The organism is Nocardiopsis sp. NRRL B-16309, from assembly GCF_001279585.1.
In the GTDB taxonomy this organism is placed as follows: domain Bacteria; phylum Actinomycetota; class Actinomycetes; order Streptosporangiales; family Streptosporangiaceae; genus Nocardiopsis.
On the sequence record NZ_LGEC01000091.1, the window covers coordinates 1 to 16,391 of the forward strand.

The following is a 16,391-nucleotide window of genomic DNA, read 5'->3' on the forward strand; positions in this document are numbered from 1 at the left end:
GTCGGTGATGTATGAGGTGCCTTCGCGTGAGGATGTGGGTCAGGTGATCATTACGCGGGAGACGGTGATCGACAACGTGAACCCCACGATCGTGCCGCGTGCCCAGCTGGATGAGGAGCACCAGGAGCGGTCCGCGTAGGGCGCTTCACGCCGGGGCCTTCGTCGTCGCTACTGCCTGGCTCGCAGGCTCGCTGGCGGCAGAGACTCCTCCTGCAGGCACCGGCGCGCCCTACGCTGCGTGCTTTCTTTGGGCCTCCGCTCGTGCCTCGCTTTGGCCCGACCAAACCCCCTGTGGCCCCCTATGCGCAACGGCCTACCTCTCACCCCCTGGGACTGAGGTAGGTCGTTTTCGTGCAGCTCCAACCTCCTGGGGTGCAGGCTGGCCTGATCGGCCCGGCGCTCGCGCCGGTACCGTCGCCCGTCATCACCCTCGACGGTCGGCTGCGGCGCAGCCTCTCTGGCTTCCTTCCTCCTCGGGCCGCAGAATACTGGCGCGCTCTGAGCCGACCTCCAGGGGACGCCTTCCACCCCGGGTCCCGTGGCTGTCCACACCGTAAGTGGGGGAGAGGTGGGTTGGCTGTTCCGGGCGGACCTCCCGGGGTGAGGGCAGGTGCGATGCCCTGGGTCGCGCGGGTGAGGTAGGGATCGGCCCATGGCTGTCCGCGAGAGCGAGGCCATGGGCCTTCCGCGTGGCCGCTACTCCTCTTCGAGGACCTCGGCCATGCGGTTGATGTCGGCGTTCTGCTCGGCGATGACGTCGTTGGCCATCCGCAGCACCGTGTGGTCCTTGCCCTCTTCGAGGACCTCCTCCGCCATGGTGACGGCGCCCTCGTGGTGGGTCGTCATGAGCTCCACGAAGAGCTGGTCGAAGTCGTCGCCCTCGGCGGCGGCCAGGTCGTCCAGCTCCTCCTCGGTGGCCATGCCGGGCATGTCGTCGTGGTCGACCTCCAGCTGGCAGGTCGGGACCTCACCGCTCTCGTCGTGGTGGGAGCCGTCGCCCTCCAGTCCGCAGAAGTTCTGGTGGGCCTCGTTCTCCCTGGCCGGGCCGAAGATGTTCTCCTCCAGCCAGCTCTCCATGGCGGTGATCTCGGGGCCCTGCGCGGCGGAGATGCGGTCAGCGATGCGCTCGATCCCGTCGCGCTCGTAGCGCTCCTCGACCAGGTCGGTCATCTCCAGCGCCTGCCGGTGGTGCTCGATCATGTTCACCAGGTAGAACACGTCGGCCTCGTTGTGGCCCTGCTCCTCGGCGAGGGCGGCGATCTGGTCGGCGGTGGCGGGGGAGGCGGACTCGCCCGGGGCGCCGGGTGCGATGACGTTGCCCGACACCGGTTCCCCGTCGCCGGTGCAGGCCGAGGCTCCGAGCAGTACGAGAGCGGTTCCGGCCGCGAGTGCCAGGCGTCGCACGAATGTCCTCCAGGGTGGGGGTGGCCGGACGGGGGTCCGCGGTGCCGAGTGGACGCGACACCCTGCGGGTTTTCTACTCACTCGGTGGGTGCTTTGTCCAGCCCTGGGTGCGTGTTGGCGCTGATTCGTTCACCCGTTCGTGACTCGCCGGGCCCGTGGGCGATACGCCTGGGATGTCCGGTGTTGGAGTTTCGCCTGGTCCGCGAGGGTAATAACCAATTGTGTACAGATGATGGCACAGGGTTATTGGCGGAGGTGGGCGATGGTGGCGCTCGACGGGCGGTGTGGGCGCTGGGGTGTCGCCGGTGCGGTCCTGTGCCTCGCGGCGGGGGGTGTGGGGGCGCCGCCGGTGTGGGCCGGGGACGTCACCGGGAGCGGTGTGGAGCACGTGGCGAACATGCCCAAGCCCGAGGCGCTCACCGACACGTTCAACTCCGACCTCGCGTTCACGGGCGACCACGTGATCGGCGGCAACTACGGCGGCTTCGTCGTCTACGACGTCTCCGAGCCGGAGCGGCCCGAGATCGTCTCCGAGGTGGTCTGTCCCGGCGGTCAGGGCGACGTGTCCGTGAGCGGCGACCTGCTGTACTTCTCCGTGGACTACCCGCGGGCGAGCGACGAGTGCGGCGCGCCGGCGGTGTCGCCCTCCGATCCGGACGGGTTCGAGGGCGTCCGGATCTTCGACATCTCGGACAAGGCGGCGCCCGAGTACGTGGCGGCGGTGCGCACCGACTGCGGTTCGCACACCAACACGCTCGTTCCGGGCGCGGACGGTGAGAGCGACGTGGTCTACGTGTCCTCGTACTCGCCCTCGGAGCGGTTCCCGAACTGCCGGCCGCCGCACGACAGGATCGCGGTCATCGAGGTCGCGCACGACACCCCGGAGGAGGCCGCCGTGGTCGACGAGCCCGTGCTCTTCCCCGACGGGGGAGAGGCGAGCACCACGGGCTGCCACGACATCACCGCCTATCCGGAACGCGGCGTGGCCGCCGCGGCCTGTCTGGGCGACGGCCTGCTGCTGGACATCACCGACCCCCTGGCGCCCGTGGTGGTCGAGCGGGTGTGGGACGCCAACTTCGTGTTCTGGCACTCGGCCACGTTCACCAACGACGCCCGGCACGTGGTCTTCACCGACGAACTCGGCGGCGGCGGGGCGGCGACCTGTTCGGCGGAGATCGGGCCCGAACGCGGCGCCGACGCGGTGTACGCGCTCGACCACGGCGAGGACCCGAAACTCGACTTCCGGAGCTACTACAAACTGCCGCGTCACCAGACCGAAACGGAGAACTGTGTGGCCCACAATGGCTCGCTGATCCCCGTTCCCGGCCATGACTACTTCGTACAGTCCTGGTACCAGGGCGGAGTCTCCGTCATCGACCTGGGCGATCCCGCCGCTCCCCGGGAGATCGGCCACTTCGACCGCGGCCCCTGGGATCCCGCGCGTCTGGCCACGGCCGGGTCGTGGTCGGCGTACTACTACAACGGCCACGTCTATTCATCGGACATCCGACACGGCCTCGACGTGCTCAGGCTCACCGACCCCCGGCTGGAGGGGGCCGAGTCGGTCGTCATGACGGAGTTCAACCCGCAGTCGCAGCCCGTCCTGCCACCGGAACGGTGACGCCGCGGCGGAGCGGCGCGCGGGCCGCCCGGCGGGCCCGTGGTGGCCCGCGCGGCCCCGTTCGCGGGGGCCGGGGCCCGCCGCCCTAGGCACTGTGTGTAGTCGGATCAGGTCAGGGCGGCAGGATGTTAACTGTCATGTTTCTTTCGTCTCCCCCTATACATATTGATGTTGAATTGTGTACGTTCTTCCTGCTTCGCTCCAAACTGCATCAGGAGTACACATGGCGTCATCCCCCACCTCCCCCCGGGCCCGACGGAGGCGTGGAGCCGCGGTCGCCCTCACCGGCGCCGCGGCCCTCCTCGTCGGCCTCCTGGCCCCCTCGGCGGCCGCCGCCGACGACTTCGTGAGCGACGCGGAGACCAGTGACAACGTCACGCACGTCGCCAACATCCCCAAGACCGAGGTGATGGGCAGCGGCTTCAACTCCGACCTCGCCTTCTCGGGCGACTACGCCATCGGCGGCAACTACAACGGCTTCGTCATCTACGACATCTCCGAGCCGGAGCGGCCCGAGATCGTCTCCGAGGTCCTGTGCCCCGGCGGTCAGGGCGACGTGTCGGTCAGCGGCGACCTGCTCTACTTCTCGGTCGACTACGCGCGCGCCAACGAGGACTGCGGAGCGCCGGCCGTGCCCACCTCGGACCCGGACGGGTTCGAGGGCATCCGCGTGTTCGACATCTCCGACAAGGCGGCTCCGGAGTACGTGACGGCGGTGCGCACCGACTGCGGTTCGCACACCAACACGCTCGTCCCGAGCGAGGACGGCGAGTACGACTACGTCTACGTGTCCTCCTACTCGCCCTCGTCGAACTTCCCGAACTGCCAGCCGCCGCACGACAAGATCTCGGTCATCGAGATCCCCGTGGACGACCCGGCCTCGGCGGCGGTCGTGGAGGAGCCGGTGCTCTTCCCGGACGGCGGCAACAGCGGCACGGCCGGCTGCCACGACATCACGGCCTACCCGGAGAAGGGCATCGCGGCCGGCGCCTGCATGGGCGACGGCATCCTGATGGACATCTCCGACCCGGCGCACCCCGTGGTCACCGACGTCGTCCGCGACCCGAACTTCGCGTTCTGGCACTCGGCGACCTTCACCAACAACGCCGACACGGTCATGTTCACCGACGAGCTCGGCGGCGGTGGCGGCGCCATCTGCACCGACGAGTACGGCACCGAGCGCGGCGCCGACGCGATCTACGGGATCGGCGGCAGCGACGCGGAGCCCGAGCTGGCCTTCGAGGGCTACTTCAAGATCCCGCGCCTGCAGTCCGAGACCGAGAACTGCGTGGCGCACAACGGCTCGCTGATCCCGGTCCCCGGCCGCAACTTCTTCGTGCAGTCCTGGTACCAGGGCGGCGTGTCGGTGATCGACTTCAACGACTCCACCGACCCGAGGGAGATCGGCCACTTCGACCGCGACCCCATCGATGAGGACTCCCTCGTCCTGGGCGGCTCCTGGTCGGCCTACTACTACAACGGCTACGTCTACTCCTCCGACATCACCCGCGGCCTGGACGTCCTGCGCCTGGAGGACCCGCGCATGCGCGTGGCCGAACAGGTCCACATGGACGAGTTCAACCCGCAGTCCCAGCCCGGCTACCGGCCCGGGCGGGGCCACGGTCGCGGCTGACCGGCGCACGCCCCGGCCGCCGCGCACCCCCGCGGCGGCCGGGGCATCCGACTCTGATCCGCCCGGCCGCGCGCCGGGAGGAGGGAGGGGGCCACGGCCCTGACCACGCCGTGGCCCCGATGCGTTCACCACCCCCAACGCACACAGGAGTGCCCATGCCCCCTTCACCCTCCCGCGCGGCACGCGGAAGGCCGCGGCGATCGACCGCCGTGGCCCTCGCGGCGGCGGCCACGCTGGCGGTCGGACTGCTCGGTCCGGGCGTCGCGTCCGCCGACACGGTCCCGCCCGCGGACGACATCTCCAGCGACAACGTCACCCACGTGACCAACGTGCCCAAGCCCGAAGCCGTGAGCAGCGTCAACTCGGACCTCGCGTTCTCGGGTGACTACGCCATCGGCGGCAACTACGACGGCTTCGTCATCTACGACATCTCCGAGCCGGAGCGGCCCGAGATCGTCTCCGAGGTGGTCTGCCCCGGCGGTCAGGGCGACGTGTCGGTCAGCGGCGACCTGCTCTACTTCTCCGTCGACTACGCGCGCGCCAACGAGGACTGCGGCGCGCCGGCCGTGCCCACCTCGGACCCGGACGGGTTCGAGGGCATCCGGGTCTTCGACATCTCCGACAAGGCGGCTCCGGAGTACGTGTCCGCGGTGCGCACCGACTGCGGTTCGCACACCAACACGCTCGTCCCGAGCAAGGACGGCGAGAGCGACCTGCTCTACGTGTCGTCCTACTCGCCCAGGGAGAGCTTCCCGAACTGCCAGCCGCCGCACGACAGCATCTCGATCATCGAGGTGCCGCACGACGCACCGGAGGACGCGGCGGTCGTCAACGAGCCGGTCCTGTTCCCGGACGGCGGCAACCACGACCAGGACAACCTGCTCCTGCCGACGCAGGGCTGCCACGACATCACCGTGTTCGCGGAGAAGGACATCGCGGCCGGCGCCTGCATGGGCGACGGCGTCCTCATGGACATCTCCGACCCGGTGAACCCGGTCGTCACCGAGCGGATCCAGGACCCGAACTTCGCGTTCTGGCACTCGGCGACCTTCACCAACAACGCCGAGACGGTCATGTTCACCGACGAGCTCGGCGGCGGTGGCGCCCCCACCTGCACCGAGGAGATCGGCCCCGAGCGCGGCGCCGACGCGATCTACGAGATCGGCGGCACCGACGCGGAGCCGGAGCTGGACTTCGCCAGCTACTTCAAGATCGAGCGCCACCAGGGCGACCAGATCTGCGTGGCGCACAACGGCTCGCTGATCCCGGTCCCCGGCCGCGACTACTTCGTGCAGTCCTGGTACCAGGGCGGCGTGTCGGTGATCGACTTCAACGACCCGACCGACCCGAAGGAGATCGGCTACTTCGACATGGACTCCCGTGTCGAGGAGGGTGTGCGTGACAACGACACCTGGTCGACCTACTACTACAACGGCTACGTGTTCTCCTCCGACATCGAGCGGGGCATCGACGTGCTCCGCCTGGACGACCCGCGCCTGCGCGCGGCCGAACAGGTCCACATGGACGAGTTCAACCCGCAGTCCCAGCCGGGCTACCGTCCCGGACGAGGCCACGGCCGCGACTAGCGCCTGACGACCGGCCCCGTGGAGGGGCACGGGGGTCCGGGGGCACACGCCCCCGGGCCCCTTCGCCGTTCCGGCCGGTCGCGGCCGACCGCCGTGGCGGCCGTGCCCGCGGCCTCAGCTCCGGACGGTGTCGAAGAGCCGGTCGGTCGGGGCCCGGACGGCCTCCAGGACGCGGCCGGTGAAGTACACCGTGCCCAGCGCCAGCACCCGGTCCCCCAACCCTGCCAGGAGGGCGGGGGACAGGTCCTCGGCCGCGATGGTCCGCCAGTGGCCGGGCAGGGCCCGCTCGAACCTCAGGTGGGCCTCCGGCAGGACGACGGTCGTCACCGGCAGGTCGCCCAGCGACTCCACGACCCCGGAGACGTCCTTGTGGTCGGGCAGGCACAGCAGGACGTGGTCCACCCCGCCCCACACCCCGCGGGCGTGGTCCAGCGCCGCCGCGACCCCGGTGCCGTTGATCGCCGAGTCCACCACGACCTCCGCCGACGGGCTCCCGGGCACGCCGTGGCGGGACAGCCGGGCCGGCAGGCGCACGGTGCCCAGCACCTCGTGCAGGCGCTCGGCGGAGGGGCGGGGCCGGCCCAGGACGTCCAGCGCGCGCAGGGCCGCCGCCGTCCCCAGGACCCCCGAGGCCGCCGACAGGCCGGGCGGGCGCAGCTCGGGCGGCGGCTCGGTGCCGGGAACGGCCGGGTCCGCGGTCTCGGCGACCACGCGCCCGTCGGTGGCCTGGGCCAGCGCCTGCGCCATCGCCTCGGCCACCTCCCCGGTCTGCGGGAGCGTCACCAGGGCCCGCGTGCGCGGACCGGCCACACGGGCCTTCTCGCGCGCGATCTCCGGAACGGTGTCGCCCAGCACCCCCAGGTGCTCGCCGAAGACCGTGCTCATCGCCACCACGTCCGGCCCGATGAGGCGGAGCTCGTCGCGGTGCCCGCCCGCCCCCGCCTCCAGGACGCACACGTCGGCGCCCACGTCGCGGGCGCGCAGCAGCGCGGCGATCAGGAACAGTCCGCTCGGAGCCAGGTGGCCGCCGGTCTCGCGCACCGACGGCAGGCGCCGGCGGGCGGCGTCGATCCGCTCGCCCAGCGCGTCCATCTCCTCGTCGGTCACCGACGTGCCGTCCACCCGCACGCGCTCGCGGTAGGACCGGAAGCTCGGCCCGGTGGCCAGGACGGTCCGCAGCCCGGCGGCGCCCAGCACCGCGGCGGCGCAGGTCGCGGTGCTGCCCTTGCCCTTGGAGCCGACCACGCCCAGGACCGGCAGGGCGTCCGGATCCAGGTCGAGGACGCGCATGAGGGCGGCGGCGCGGTCCAGGCTGCGGGTCTGGCCGGGGCGCCGGTCCGCCCACTCGGAGAAGAACGGGTCAAGGAATCGCATGCTCCAAGTATGGTCTCCGTGATTTCCGCCGTCGCACCCCGGCTCGGAGCCCGGGCGCAGGTCGGGGCGCGTACACTGGCGCGGGTGTACACCCCTACGACCGACACGCCGTGAGCGGCGCCGGCGCCGATGAGCGCTACGCCGAGGTGACGGCGCAGATCCTCTCCCGTGCTCCCGAGTCCGAGATCGACCCGACTCTCGACCGGGTCCGCACTCTCCTGGACCTTCTGGGCGACCCGCAGCGCGGCTTCCGGGTCATCCACGTCACCGGCACCAACGGCAAGACATCCACAGCCCGCATGATCGACGCGCTCATGCGCGCACGAGGCCTGCGCGTGGGCCGCTACACCAGCCCGCACCTGCGCACCGTGCGCGAGCGCATCGTCGTCGACGGCGAACCCGTCTCCCAGGACAGGTTCGTCGAGATCTACGACGAGATCAGTCCCTACGTGGACATGGCGGACTCGATGAGCGACACACGCCTGTCGTTCTTCGAGATCCTCACCGTCATGGCCTACGCCGCCTTCGCCGACACCCCTGTCGACGTCGCCGTGGTCGAGGTGGGGATGGGCGGCCGATGGGACGCCACCAACGTCGTCGACGGAGACGTCGCCGTGGTGACCCCGATCGGTATCGACCACACCGAGTACCTGCCGGACACACTCGACGGCATCGCCGACGAGAAGGCCGGCATCATCAAGCCCGACTCCATCGCGGTCATCGCCCAGCAGCCGGTGCCCGCGGCCGAGGTCCTGATCCGCCACGCCGCCGAGGTCGGCGCGCGGGTGGCCCGGGAAGGCCTGGAGTTCGGCGTCACCTCCCGTGAGGTGGCCGTCGGCGGCCAGCAGGTCGCCGTCAAGGGCCTCACCGGAGGATACGAAGACCTGTTCCTGCCCCTCTTCGGCGCCCATCAGGCCGGCAACGCCGCCGTCGCCATCGCCGCCGTGGAGGCGTTCGCCGCCACGGGCGAGGACGCCGAGGGGATGGATCCCCGGATCGTCGGTGAGGCCCTGGCCGGGGTCGACTCCCCCGGCCGGATGGAGGTCGTGCGCACCAGCCCGACCGTGATCGCCGACGCCGCACACAACCCGGCCGGAATGACCGCGACCGCGGCCGCCGTGGAGGAGGCCTTCGGCTTCAGCCGACTGGTCGGCGTGGTCGCCATCATGGCCGACAAGGATGTCGAGGGGATTCTCGAACCCCTCGAACCACTACTCGACGAGATCGTCGTCACCCGCAACTCGTCGCCGCGCTCCCTCGACCCCGCGCGGCTGACCGCCATCGCCCAGCAGATCTTCGGTGAGGACCGCGTCCACGCGGCCGCCCGACTCGACGACGCCATCGACCAGGCCGTGGGCCTGGCGGAGGAGACCGGAGAGTTCGGCGGCAGCGGGGTGCTCGTCACCGGGTCGGTCGTCACCGCCGGTGACGCCGTCCACCTGCTGCGCGGCGCGGGCGAGTAGCGGACACGGCGTTCCTCCGACGAAGGGATCTGCGCCATGCGCGTCGTCTGCGCTGTCGTTCTCGCTTTCGAGGCGATCGTCCTCGGACTCGCCATACCCGTCGCCATCAACACCGAGGGCATCGACCCGGCACTGGCGGGGGGTGTCTGGGGCGGCATGGCCGTGGCCGTGCTCGTCCTGTCCGCCCTGCAGAAGTACACCTGGGCGCACTACGCCGCCTGGGCCCTGCAGGCAGGTTTCCTGTTCTCCGCCTTCCAGGTGTCGGGGATGCTGCTCATCGCGGTGGTCTTCGTGTCCCTGTGGGTGACCGGCGTCATCGTGGGGCGCCGCACCGACGCCCTGAAGGCCGCCCGGGACAGGGAGGCCGAGGCCGAGACCGTCGACGCCTGAGGGCGGTACGCGCCAGGCCCGGAAGCGGTAGTGTGGCGCGTATCCGGGCAGGCCGCCCGCGGGGTGTTCCTCCCGCGGGCCCGGCGCCCGCTTCTTTCACCCGAACCTCCGCGTGCGGCCGGAGCCGTGGGCAGCGCCCACGCGTGCCACGCGGACGTCCCCTGAGGAGTTGACACGCACGTGGAGCGCACTCTCGTTCTCATCAAGCCCGACGGCGTCCGCCGCAACATCGTGGGCGAGGTGATCTCCCGCATCGAGCGCAAGGGCCTGCGCCTCGTCGCGATGGAGCTGCGCACGCTGGACGCGGACACCGCCAGGACGCACTACGAGGAGCACGCCGAGCGTCCGTTCTTCGGCTCCCTGGTCGAGTTCATCACCGGCGGTCCGCTGGTGGCCATGGTCGTCGAGGGCGAGCGCGCCGTGGAGGCCTTCCGCGCCCTGGCCGGCGCCACCGACCCGGTCACCGCCGCTCCCGGCACCATCCGCGGCGACTTCGCCCTGGAGGTGCAGCAGAACATCGTGCACGGTTCGGACTCCACCTACTCCGCCGAGCGCGAGATCAAGCTGTTCTTCCCCGACCTGGCCTGAGCGGCCCGGCGGCACCGGCGCCACCGCCCGGTTCGTGGAGCGCCACGGACCGGGCGTTCCCGTGTCCGGAACCGGGGGTGCGCCCGGAGCGGGCGCCCACGGTATCGGTCGTGCGGCGGGGGCGGCGGCGCCGATCCGGCGGCTCCCAGCAGTTCCCGGCGGCTCCCGACAGCGGCGAATCGGTGGCGGAACGCGGGCGCGCACGACTAGGATCGTCACTCCGAGTGCCGTTCTGGTGTCCCAGTGCGACGATATGACCGATTTGGCCGTCTCGCTCTGCGTCGTCCGAAATCGAGGCAACAATTCGGTGTGTTTGCGTAGCCGCCTAGGTGCCGACCGTTACGATACGGGGGACTGTTTACCTATCGTGCCGGATCGACTACGTATGGTCGCACCGTGCAACCACGTCCGTCACGGCGCCTCTGAGGACGTTACATGCCGAACAACCTTGCTTTTCTCGGCCGAGACATGGCCGTCGACCTTGGCACCGCCAACACGCTCGTGTACGTGCGCGGCCGCGGCATCGTTCTGAACGAGCCCTCGGTCGTCGCGCTCAACACGTCCACGGGCAAGATCGTCGCGGTCGGCATCGAGGCCAAACAGATGATCGGCCGCACGCCGCACAACATCACCGCCGTACGACCGCTCAAGGACGGTGTGATCGCCGACTTCGAGATCACCGAGCGGATGCTGCGCTACTTCATCCAGAAGATCCACCGCAGGCGGCACTTCGCCAAGCCGCGCGTCATCGTGGCCGTGCCCAGCGGGATCACCTCGGTGGAGCACCGCGCCGTGAAGGAGGCGGGCTACCAGGCGGGCGCCCGCCGCGTGTACATCATCGAGGAGCCCATGGCCGCCGCGATCGGCGCCGGGCTCCCCGTCCACGAGCCCACCGGCAACATGGTCGTCGACATCGGCGGCGGCACGACCGAGGTCGCCGTCATCTCCATGGGCGGGATCGTCACCTCGCAGTCCATCCGGGTCGGCGGCGACGAACTCGACCAGGCCATCATGACCTTCGTCAAGAAGGAGTACTCCCTGATGATCGGGGAGCGCACCGCAGAAGAGCTCAAGATGGCCATCGGATCGGCCTATCCGACCGGCGCCGAGGAACTCCACGCCGAGGTGCGCGGCCGGGACCTCATCAGCGGCCTGCCCAAGACCATCGTGATGTCGGAGAGCGACGTCCGACAGGCCATCGAGGAACCGGTCACGACCATCATCGACGCGGTCCGCACCAGCCTCGACAAGTGCCCGCCCGAGCTGTCGGGCGACATCATGGACCGCGGCGTCGCGGTCACCGGGGGCGGCGCCCTGCTGCGCGGCCTCGACGACCGGCTCCTGCACGAGACCGGCATGCCCATCCACGTGGCGGAGAACGCCCTGGACTCGGTCGCGATCGGGTCGGGCACCTGCGTGGAGAACTACGAGCGCCTGCACCAGGTGCTGGTCCCGGAACGGCGGCGCTGACATGTTCCGCGACTCAACGAGATCACGGCTCGTCCTGCTCGTCCTGGTCGTGGTCTGCGTGGCCCTGCTCGTCCTGGACACCCGGCCCGGACCCGATCCGCTCACCACCGCCGGCCGCGCCGCGGGCGAACTCGTCTTCGCCCCCGCCGCGGCCGGGGCGGGCTGGGCGGGCGGACCCGCGGCCTCGCTCTACGAGGGACTGCGCCGGGGGCCCGAGGCCGTCGAGCGCGTCGGCGAGCTGGAGGAGGCCAACGCCGCACTGGAGTCCGAGCTCCAGGCCGCCCGGCTCGACGAGGCCCGGGCCGCCCAGCTGGAGGACCTGCTCCACCTGTCCGGGCTGGGCGGCTACGAGATCGTCCCGGCCCAGGCCGTGACCCGCACGACGTCGCGGGGGTACGCCCACGCGGTCACCCTCGACGTCGGCACCGGCTCCGGTGTGCGCACCGACATGACCGTCGTCAACGGCGACGGGCTCGTCGGCCGCGTGGTGGAGGCGGGGCCGCGCACTAGCACGGTCCTGCTCGCCACGGACGCCACCTCGGCCGTGGGCGCGCGACTGGCCGAGACCCGCAAGATCGGCGTGGTCAACGGCGGGTCCGTGCCCGGCGGCGCCGAGTCCGAGCTCGCGTTCGAGCTCTTCGACATGGAGGCGCCGGTGGAGTCCGGGGACCGCGTCGTCACGCTCGGCTCGCACGAGGGCGCGCCCTTCGTCCCGGGCGTGCCGGTCGGCACGGTCCGGGACGTGCAGGTCTCGCCCGGCGCGCTCAGCCGCCTGGCGCGCATCGATCCCGCCGTGGACTTCGCGGCCCTGGACGTGGTCGGAGTGGTCGTCGCCGGACCGGCCGAGGACCCGCGCGACTCCGTCCTGCCGCCCGAACCCGACCCCGAGGAGGACCAATGAGGGCCGTAGCCACCGTCGTACTGGTGACGGTCGCGGTACTGGTCCAGGCCGTCGTCGTCCAACGCCTGCCGCTGCCCTGGGGCCCCGGCCCCGACCTGGTCGTGGCGGCGGTGGCCGCGGTGGCCCTGACCGCCAGGCCCGCGACCGCGGCCGGCTACGGGTTCGCCGCCGGGCTGGCCATGGACCTGCTGCCGCCCGCCGAGCACGCCGTCGGGCGCTACGCCCTGGTGCTGTGCCTGGTCGCCTACACCGCCGCCCTGCTGCGCACCAACACCGGCGCCCAGGGCGCCGTGGGGCTGCGCACCGGACTCCCGGCCGTGGTCGGCGCCACCGCCTCGGCCGCGCTGGCCGTCGGCCTCTGCTACGCGGCGGTCGGCTTCGTCATGGGCGATCCGCGCGTGGCCCTGGGCGCCGTGGCCGTCAACACCGGGCTGAGCACACTGCTCACCGCGCTCGCGGCGCCCGTGGTGACTCTGCCGCTGGTCCGCCTGCGCGACGCCCTGGCCGACAGCGACTTCGCCACCGTCCAGGGCCCGACGTCCCCGGTGGGGTGGTGACCGTGCGCCGTCCGCCCGTCGACCCGGCGCTGCCCGGCCGCAGACTCGGCCGCGTGGGGCTCATCCTCGTCCAACTGTTCGTCGTGCTGCTCTTCGCCGTCCTGGGCGTGCGCCTGTGGTACCTGCAGGTGCCGATGGCCGACCACTACCGCGACCTGGCGGTGTCCAACCACCACCAGCGCCTCGTGGTCCCCGCGACCCGCGGCCAGATCCTCGACTCCGCCGGCCGCCCGCTGGTGAGCAACCGGACCGATCTCGTCGTCTCCGCCGACTACCACGCGCTCCAGGGCATGGACGACGGAGGTGAGGAGGTCCTGGGCCGGCTCGCCGAGGTCCTGGACGTGCCGGTGGAGGACCTGCGTCAGCGCATGCGCCTGTGCGGGCCCACCGTGCAGCGCCCGTGCTGGCCCGGGTCGCCCTACCAGCCCGTCACGCTCGCCGACGACGTCGAACCCTCCGTGGCACTGCAGATCATGGAGAGCGCCGACGACTACCCGGGCATCACCGCCCAGGCGCAGGCCGTCCGCGAGTATCCGCAGGGCACCCACGCCGGCCAGATCCTCGGCTACCTGCAGCCCGTCACCCAGGAGGAGCTGGACGCCCGCGAGGAGCTGCGCACGCGGTTCACCGGTGTGGACCAGGTGGGCCGCGACGGCCTGGAGCGGGTCTACGACACCGAGCTGCGCGGCACCCCGGGCCTGCGGACGCTGGGAGTGAACAACCACGGCGAGGTCATGGACGTCATCTCCGACGAGCCGCCCGTCGCGGGGATGCACCTGGTCACCCATCTGGACCTGGGGGTGCAGAAGGTCGCGGAGAAGGCGCTGGCCGACGGCATCGCCGCCCAGCCCAACGCCGACTCCGGAGCGGCCGTCGTCCTGGACGTGACCAACGGCGGCGTCGTGGCGATGGCCAGCCTGCCCACCTACGATCCCAGCGTGTGGCGGGGCGGCATCGACCAGGAGACCTTCGACGAGATGCTCAGCGAGGAGGCGGGCGAGCCGCTGGTCTCCCGCGCCTACCAGGGCCACTACCCGCCCGGCTCGACGTTCAAGGTGTCGTCGCTGTCGGCGGCGGCCGAGAACGGCTACTCGCTGCGCAGCACCTACGCGTGCCCCGGCTCCGTCACCCTCGCCGGTCAGAGCTACCAGAACTACGCCGGCGGGGGACACGGGTCGCTGTCACTGCACCAGGCGATCGTCGTCTCCTGCAACACCATCTTCTACAACTTCGGCTACCAGATGTGGCAGCAGGACGGCGGGCTCCACCCCGAGGGCGAGCCCGACGAGGCCATGGCGAACATGGCGCGCGGCTACGGGTTCGGCTCCCCGACCGGGATCGACCTGCCCTTCGAGAGCGGGGGCCGCATCCCCGACCGCGAGTGGAAGCGCACCTTCTGGGAGCAGACCAGGGAGGTCAACTGCCGACGCGCCGAGGAGGGCTACCCGGAGGTCGCAGAGACCAACCCCGGCCACGCCTCCTACCTCAAGCGCCTGGCCCACGAACACTGCGTGCAGGGCTTCGAGTGGCGTGCGGGCGAGGCGGTCAACTTCGCGATCGGCCAGGGCGACGTCCTGGTCAGCCCGCTCCAGCTGGCCAGGGCCTACGCGGCCATCGCCAACGGCGGCACGCTCTACGAGCCCCGCGTGGGCCGGGCCCTGGTCGCCGCAGACGGCTCCACTGTCCAGGAGATCGAGCCGAGCGTGGCCGGGGAGCTCCCGGTGAGCGACGAGACCCTGCGGTACCTGCAGAAGGCGCTCACCGCCGTACCCAAGGAGGGCACCGCCCGGGGCGCCTTCGGCGACTTCCCGCAGGACCGGGTGTCGGTGGCGGGCAAGACCGGCAGTGCCGACCAGCAGAACAAGGAGACCTCGGCCTGGTTCGCGTCCTACGCGCCCGCCGACGACCCGCAGTTCGCCATCGCGGTGTTCGTGCACCAGGGCGGCACCGGCGGCGCGGCCGCCGCGCCCATCGCCCGCGAGATCTACGAGGCCATCTACGGCTTCTCCGGCGGGTCGAAGCCGGCGCTGCCCGGCGGCGAACCCCGTGACGAGCTGCCCGTCGTGCGCTCGGACGGTTCCATCGACGTGTTGGAGCGGTAGGGCATGAGTACACACATGGGGGTCCCGAGCAGGGGCGCCGGACTGCTCCGGACCGCCACCGGGGCCGCGGGCAGGGCCAGGCGGCTGGACTGGACGCTCATCACCGCGACGGCGGCGCTGTGCGCGGTCGGCTCGCTGCTGGTGTGGTCGGCCACCCTGCCCGGCGACGGCGGGAGCCCGTGGGCCTCGACCGACCACCTGCGCCGCCACCTGCTGCACACGGCGGTGGCCTGGGCGTTCTGTCTGGCCGTGGCCTCCGTCGACCACCGGACCGTGCGGGCCTACGCGCCCCTGGTCTACCTGGCCACCGTCGTGGCCCTGCTGCTGGTGCTCACCCCGCTCGGCGCGGTGATCAACGGTTCGCGGGGCTGGATCGTCGTCGGCGGCTTCCAGTTCCAGCCCAGCGAACTGGCCAAGGTCGGGCTGGTGCTGATGCTGGCGTCGATGCTGGGGGAGCCGCGCGACGGCGAGACCAAGCCGATGACCAGGGACGTGCTCTTCTGCCTGGCCCTGCTGGCGGCGCCGCTGGCGCTGGTCATGCTCCAGCCCGACCTGGGGACGGGGCTGGTCCTGGGCGCGATCTTCCTGGGGATGCTGACCCTGTCGGGCGCCCCCGTGGTGTGGGTGGCGGGCATGCTGGCCAGCGGCGTGGCGGCCGGGTTCTGCGTGTGGTGGTTCGACCTGCTGGAGCCCTACCAGCTCGACCGGATCACCACCCTCATCGACCCGTCGGCGGACCCGCAGGGGGCGGGGTACAACTCCGCCCAGGCGCTGATCGCGGTGGGGTCGGGCGGGTTCGACGGCACCGGGCTCTTCCAGGGCGAGCAGACGCACGGCCGGTTCGTGCCCGAGCAGCACACGGACTTCATCTTCACCGTGGCGGGGGAGGAGCTGGGCTTCGTGGGCGCCGGGACGATCCTGGTGCTCTTCACCCTGATCGTGTGGCGGATCCTGCGCATCGCCCAGGGCTGCGACCAGCCCTATCCGCGACTGCTGTGCGTGGGCGTGGCCGCGTGGTTCGCCTTCCAGGCCTTCATCAACATCGGCATGGGACTGGGCATCATGCCGGTGACCGGCCTGCCGCTGCCGTTCGTGTCCTACGGCGGTACGGCGATCGTGGCCAACCTGCTCGCGCTTGGCCTGGTGCTCGGGGTGAACTCCCGGGACCGCGGGTTCGAGTAGCGTCTCCGGCCCGGCTCCGCGATCCCGTGCGGTCCGCGGATCGTGCGCGGGTTCCGCGCGCCCGGGTGCGGAGTCGAATAGCCTGATGGGACCCGTGTCGCCGACGACCGAAGGTGCAGA

Annotated in this window: 13 protein-coding genes and 1 pseudogene; 12 read left to right on the forward strand and 2 right to left on the reverse strand. The window is 71.4% G+C overall.

What is annotated here, in order from left to right; all coding sequences use genetic code 11:
- Nucleotides 1-139: pseudogene (locus tag ADL05_RS30660) on the forward strand (ATP-dependent Clp protease ATP-binding subunit ClpX); the annotation flags it as partial.
- Between the two features lie 557 nt (nucleotides 140-696).
- Here ADL05_RS30660 and ADL05_RS20460 read toward each other — a convergent pair.
- Nucleotides 697-1,404, reverse strand: coding sequence for a DUF305 domain-containing protein (locus tag ADL05_RS20460; RefSeq protein ID WP_053618612.1), 708 nt, complete (start codon nucleotides 1,402-1,404; stop codon nucleotides 697-699).
- 397 nt (nucleotides 1,405-1,801) lie between these two features.
- Here ADL05_RS20460 and ADL05_RS20465 point away from each other — a divergent pair, with 397 nt between their 5' ends.
- From ADL05_RS20465 to ADL05_RS20475, 3 genes are all read left to right on the forward strand, one after another.
- Nucleotides 1,802-3,025, forward strand: coding sequence for an LVIVD repeat-containing protein (locus tag ADL05_RS20465; RefSeq protein ID WP_156365940.1), 1,224 nt, complete (start codon nucleotides 1,802-1,804; stop codon nucleotides 3,023-3,025).
- 223 nt (nucleotides 3,026-3,248) lie between these two features.
- Complete coding sequence (locus ADL05_RS20470; RefSeq protein WP_053618613.1) at nucleotides 3,249-4,658, forward strand: LVIVD repeat-containing protein; 1,410 nt, start codon at nucleotides 3,249-3,251, stop codon at nucleotides 4,656-4,658.
- A 155-nt stretch (nucleotides 4,659-4,813) separates the two neighbouring features.
- Nucleotides 4,814-6,244 (forward strand): LVIVD repeat-containing protein, encoded by a 1,431-nt coding sequence (locus tag ADL05_RS20475; RefSeq protein WP_053618614.1) that lies wholly within the window; start codon nucleotides 4,814-4,816, stop codon nucleotides 6,242-6,244.
- Nucleotides 6,245-6,358: 114 nt separating this feature from the next.
- On the opposite strand, the gene ADL05_RS20480 is transcribed toward ADL05_RS20475, so the two are convergent.
- Nucleotides 6,359-7,618 (reverse strand): folylpolyglutamate synthase, encoded by a 1,260-nt coding sequence (locus ADL05_RS20480; protein ID WP_053618615.1) that lies wholly within the window; start codon nucleotides 7,616-7,618, stop codon nucleotides 6,359-6,361.
- 110 nt (nucleotides 7,619-7,728) lie between these two features.
- On the opposite strand from ADL05_RS20480, the gene ADL05_RS20485 reads away from it, so the two are divergent.
- The 8 genes from ADL05_RS20485 (at nucleotide 7,729) to rodA (ending at nucleotide 16,271) form a co-directional block, all read left to right on the forward strand.
- Nucleotides 7,729-9,081, forward strand: a complete 1,353-nt coding sequence (locus ADL05_RS20485; protein ID WP_053618616.1) for a folylpolyglutamate synthase/dihydrofolate synthase family protein — start codon at nucleotides 7,729-7,731, stop codon at nucleotides 9,079-9,081.
- 36 nt (nucleotides 9,082-9,117) lie between these two features.
- A complete protein-coding gene (locus ADL05_RS20490) occupies nucleotides 9,118-9,471 on the forward strand; it encodes a DUF4233 domain-containing protein (protein ID WP_053618617.1) in 354 nt (117 codons plus the stop codon).
- A gap of 180 nt (nucleotides 9,472-9,651) precedes the next feature.
- The gene (gene ndk / locus ADL05_RS20495) at nucleotides 9,652-10,059 is read left to right on the forward strand and encodes a nucleoside-diphosphate kinase (RefSeq protein WP_053618618.1); all 408 of its coding nucleotides are present in this window, start codon (nucleotides 9,652-9,654) and stop codon (nucleotides 10,057-10,059) included.
- 435 nt (nucleotides 10,060-10,494) lie between these two features.
- Nucleotides 10,495-11,529 (forward strand): rod shape-determining protein, encoded by a 1,035-nt coding sequence (locus tag ADL05_RS20500; protein ID WP_053618619.1) that lies wholly within the window; start codon nucleotides 10,495-10,497, stop codon nucleotides 11,527-11,529.
- A gap of 1 nt (nucleotide 11,530) precedes the next feature.
- The gene (mreC, locus tag ADL05_RS20505; protein WP_053618620.1) at nucleotides 11,531-12,430 is read left to right on the forward strand and encodes a rod shape-determining protein MreC; all 900 of its coding nucleotides are present in this window, start codon (nucleotides 11,531-11,533) and stop codon (nucleotides 12,428-12,430) included.
- Nucleotides 12,427-12,987 carry a rod shape-determining protein MreD gene (gene mreD, locus ADL05_RS20510; protein WP_053618621.1) on the forward strand — a complete coding sequence of 187 codons (561 nt, stop codon included), beginning with the start codon at nucleotides 12,427-12,429 and terminating at the stop codon, nucleotides 12,985-12,987. Before mreC ends, mreD begins: the two co-directional genes overlap by 4 nt.
- 2 nt (nucleotides 12,988-12,989) lie before the next feature.
- On the forward strand, nucleotides 12,990-15,089 hold the full coding sequence (mrdA, locus tag ADL05_RS20515) for a penicillin-binding protein 2 (RefSeq protein ID WP_053618657.1): 2,100 nt from the start codon (nucleotides 12,990-12,992) through the stop codon (nucleotides 15,087-15,089).
- Nucleotides 15,090-15,092: 3 nt separating this feature from the next.
- Nucleotides 15,093-16,271 carry a rod shape-determining protein RodA gene (rodA, locus tag ADL05_RS20520; RefSeq protein WP_053618622.1) on the forward strand — a complete coding sequence of 393 codons (1,179 nt, stop codon included), beginning with the start codon at nucleotides 15,093-15,095 and terminating at the stop codon, nucleotides 16,269-16,271.
- Nucleotides 16,272-16,391 lie beyond the last annotated feature (120 nt).

Coding starts and splice junctions, on each gene's coding strand:
- ADL05_RS20465 (WP_156365940.1), top strand. CDS start 1,802: ATGCCCAAGCCCGAGGCGCTCACCGACACGTTCAACTCCGACCTCGCG.
- ADL05_RS20470 (WP_053618613.1), top strand. CDS start 3,249: ATGGCGTCATCCCCCACCTCCCCCCGGGCCCGACGGAGGCGTGGAGCC.
- ADL05_RS20475 (WP_053618614.1), top strand. CDS start 4,814: ATGCCCCCTTCACCCTCCCGCGCGGCACGCGGAAGGCCGCGGCGATCG.
- ADL05_RS20480 (WP_053618615.1), bottom strand. CDS start 7,618: ATGCGATTCCTTGACCCGTTCTTCTCCGAGTGGGCGGACCGGCGCCCC.
- ADL05_RS20490 (WP_053618617.1), top strand. CDS start 9,118: ATGCGCGTCGTCTGCGCTGTCGTTCTCGCTTTCGAGGCGATCGTCCTC.
- ADL05_RS20500 (WP_053618619.1), top strand. CDS start 10,495: ATGCCGAACAACCTTGCTTTTCTCGGCCGAGACATGGCCGTCGACCTT.
- mreC (WP_053618620.1), top strand. CDS start 11,531: ATGTTCCGCGACTCAACGAGATCACGGCTCGTCCTGCTCGTCCTGGTC.
- mreD (WP_053618621.1), top strand. CDS start 12,427: ATGAGGGCCGTAGCCACCGTCGTACTGGTGACGGTCGCGGTACTGGTC.
- rodA (WP_053618622.1), top strand. CDS start 15,093: ATGAGTACACACATGGGGGTCCCGAGCAGGGGCGCCGGACTGCTCCGG.